Source organism: Cupriavidus sp. 01L46 (assembly GCF_056399905.1).
In genome coordinates, this window is the sequence record NZ_JBFTSF010000525.1 from 1 (window position 1) to 2,352 (window position 2,352).

At 64.4% G+C, this 2,352-nt stretch carries 4 protein-coding genes; 2 read left to right on the top strand and 2 right to left on the bottom strand.

Translation table 11 applies throughout. From position 1 onward, the window contains the following. Positions 1 to 305: 305 nt before the first annotated feature. Positions 306 to 734 (bottom strand): arsenic resistance N-acetyltransferase ArsN2, encoded by a 429-nt coding sequence (gene arsN2, locus AC1DS3_RS37865; RefSeq protein WP_441634162.1) that lies wholly within the window; start codon positions 732 to 734, stop codon positions 306 to 308. A gap of 132 nt (positions 735 to 866) precedes the next feature. On the opposite strand from arsN2, the gene AC1DS3_RS37870 reads away from it, so the two are divergent. Both AC1DS3_RS37870 and AC1DS3_RS37875 read left to right on the top strand, forming a co-directional pair. After that, positions 867 to 1,031 (top strand): response regulator, encoded by a 165-nt coding sequence (locus AC1DS3_RS37870; protein ID WP_441634160.1) that lies wholly within the window; start codon positions 867 to 869, stop codon positions 1,029 to 1,031. Positions 1,032 to 1,234: 203 nt separating this feature from the next. Next, the gene (locus AC1DS3_RS37875) at positions 1,235 to 1,447 is read left to right on the top strand and encodes a nicotinamide mononucleotide transporter (RefSeq protein ID WP_441634158.1); all 213 of its coding nucleotides are present in this window, start codon (positions 1,235 to 1,237) and stop codon (positions 1,445 to 1,447) included. Positions 1,448 to 1,514: 67 nt separating this feature from the next. On the opposite strand, the gene AC1DS3_RS37880 is transcribed toward AC1DS3_RS37875, so the two are convergent. Continuing rightward, positions 1,515 to 2,312 (bottom strand): IclR family transcriptional regulator, encoded by a 798-nt coding sequence (locus AC1DS3_RS37880; protein ID WP_441634156.1) that lies wholly within the window; start codon positions 2,310 to 2,312, stop codon positions 1,515 to 1,517. Positions 2,313 to 2,352 lie beyond the last annotated feature (40 nt).

Here is a 2,352-nt window from a genome sequence, read left to right on the forward strand (position 1 = left end):
ACCGTATGCGGGTCGACACACTACCCAAGGCCTCGTCGAGGCCGGGGTCGGGTGCTTGGTGGTCGGATTCCATATCGTGCGGTTCGTGGCTGTCGTTGAAGGATCGTTGAAGGGCTGGCGAGCAGGCGGGCATGGCGTGCCGATCCACCTCTGGCCGCCTGTGGTCTGCGCTTTGCGCTTACTTTACAACAATATCCTGCGTCGGCACCGGCGTGCCATGGGGCATGGCACGCAACAGCGCGGGGGATGGGAAGAGGGGGCCGCGGCTGGGCCGCATCGCGGGCGCAGGCCCCTGGCAGGGATGACTACAGCGCGGCTTGCATCAAGGTGGCCGATGCCGGGCAGGCTTCGCGGGACAGCGCGGTATTGAGCAGTTCCGGGGGCATGCAGGCGCGCTCCACGCGCTCAAAGCCCAGCCGGGCAAAATAGTCGACGGCGGTGGTGGTTTGCAGCACCACGGACTGCACGCCGCGTGTGCGGGCCTCGGCCAGCATCGCAGCCACCAGCAATTCGCCCAGGCCCGCCGAGCGTGCGCGCTCGGCCACGGCGACCGAGCGCAGCACGGCCACTTGCCCATAGTTCTCCACGCCGGCGCAACCGAGCAGGCCAGCGTTGTCGCGTACCACCAGGAAATTGCCGATCTGCTCGGCTACGCCGTCAACCGGCAAGCCGCAAGCCTGGAGCAGATCCTGTACTTCCTTACTGTCTTTTTCGTTTGCATAGTGCGGGCGCATGTTGCCCTCCTGCCCTTCGGGCTGTTATTGGTATCTTAAGTTCAGACTGGCTTTACGGTGCCTAGGGATAGTTCTTAAGTAGATTCGCGTACTGGACAGCAGGCATCGTCGATTCCGTCCTGAAAAGCCACGGTGCACAGCGATGGCAAGGGCCTGGGCACGGCGGTGCAGGCACGCTTGCGGCGGCTGGAGATCGCGCAAGGGTTCACGCCCGACGTGGCGCTGATCGATATCGGCCTGCCAGGCATCGACGGCTTCCAGCTGGCGCAACACCTGCGCGAGCTGCCTGCCCTGTAGGACATTGCTTCACCCGAATCAGAATCCCACCTACGGCAGTGTCGTGCCAGCCGCTCCATACTGGAGAAACGCCAACACCACTTGCCGTCGAATGCTTGCCTTCTTGCTGCTCACTCTCGCCGGCCTCGGGGTCATCGTGATCGTCATCTGCCTGACCAAGTAAGCCAACCGCACCATCGGCGCCAACTATCCCGGCAAACCCCTTGCTCCGCTCGTCGCGCTGGGGCTGGATCGCCTACCTGTGCTCCAACATCGTGTGGAGCGTATTTGCCCTGGTGACAGGCACCTACGGCCTGTTCGTGCAGCAGCTGGGCTTTACCGCGACCAGCATCTACGGCCTGTACCGCCACACGCAATTTCACCGGCAGCAAGAGAGCGGGCAAGGTGTCGGACAGCCCACGCCGGATCCGGCCTGAGGCACTAACCTCGGCAACCCCGTTGGCAACCCTACCAGCGGCATCGTCCGCGCGGCAATAGCCGAGCCTAGCCCATCGCCCGTGCCGACGAACTGCTCACCGCCCGTGCGCACTGCAACAGCGGCGGCCCGAGCTTGCGCTCCGCTTCCTCGCGGGTCCAGCGGCCGGTGGGCGCCACCAGGTGGATCGCGCCAAGCGGCCGTCCATTGCCCCCGATCACCGGCGCGGCGAGGGTCATGTCGCCAAGGAACAGCTCCTCGCTATTGACTGCGTACCCGCGCTGCCGGGTCTCACGCAGCTTTCCCATGATGTCCTCCACCGCAGTGCAGGTGTGGACCGTATGCGCGGTCCGTGCCGAGCGCTCGATCATGGCGCGCGCTTCGTCTTCCGGCAGCGCGCTCAGGTAGGCGCGCCCCGAGCCGGTGCAGTACATCGGGATACGGCTGCCGATCGGCATATGCACCGGCACGAAGTGGGCGCTGACAAAGCGCGCGATATAGACCATGTCGAGCAGGTCCGGCTCCGTCAGGCACGACGTCTCGGTAGTGACCTTGGTCAGCTCGGACAGGAAAGGGTTGGCCACCTCGATCAGCGGGTTGGCGGCCAGGTAGTTGAAGCCGATTTCCATCACGCGGGGCGTCAGCTGGTAGCGCCGCGTCTGCGGATGCTTGCGCAGGTAGCCGAGCTGCTCCAGCGTAAAGACCATGCGCTGGGCCGAGCTCTTGTTGATGGTGGCCGCTTCGGCCACGTCCGCGATCGTCATGGTGCGACGCTGTGCGCTGAACGCGCGTAACACGGCAAGCCCTTTCTCCAAAGACTGGTTGAACAGGAGGCTGGCGGAATCGTTGGCTTCAGGTTGCGACATGTGTGTGCTGCAAAAGGCATTTGTTCAGGCCATAGAATCG

Coding starts and splice junctions, on each gene's coding strand:
- arsN2 (WP_441634162.1), bottom strand. CDS start 734: ATGCGCCCGCACTATGCAAACGAAAAAGACAGTAAGGAAGTACAGGAT.
- AC1DS3_RS37880 (WP_441634156.1), bottom strand. CDS start 2,312: ATGTCGCAACCTGAAGCCAACGATTCCGCCAGCCTCCTGTTCAACCAG.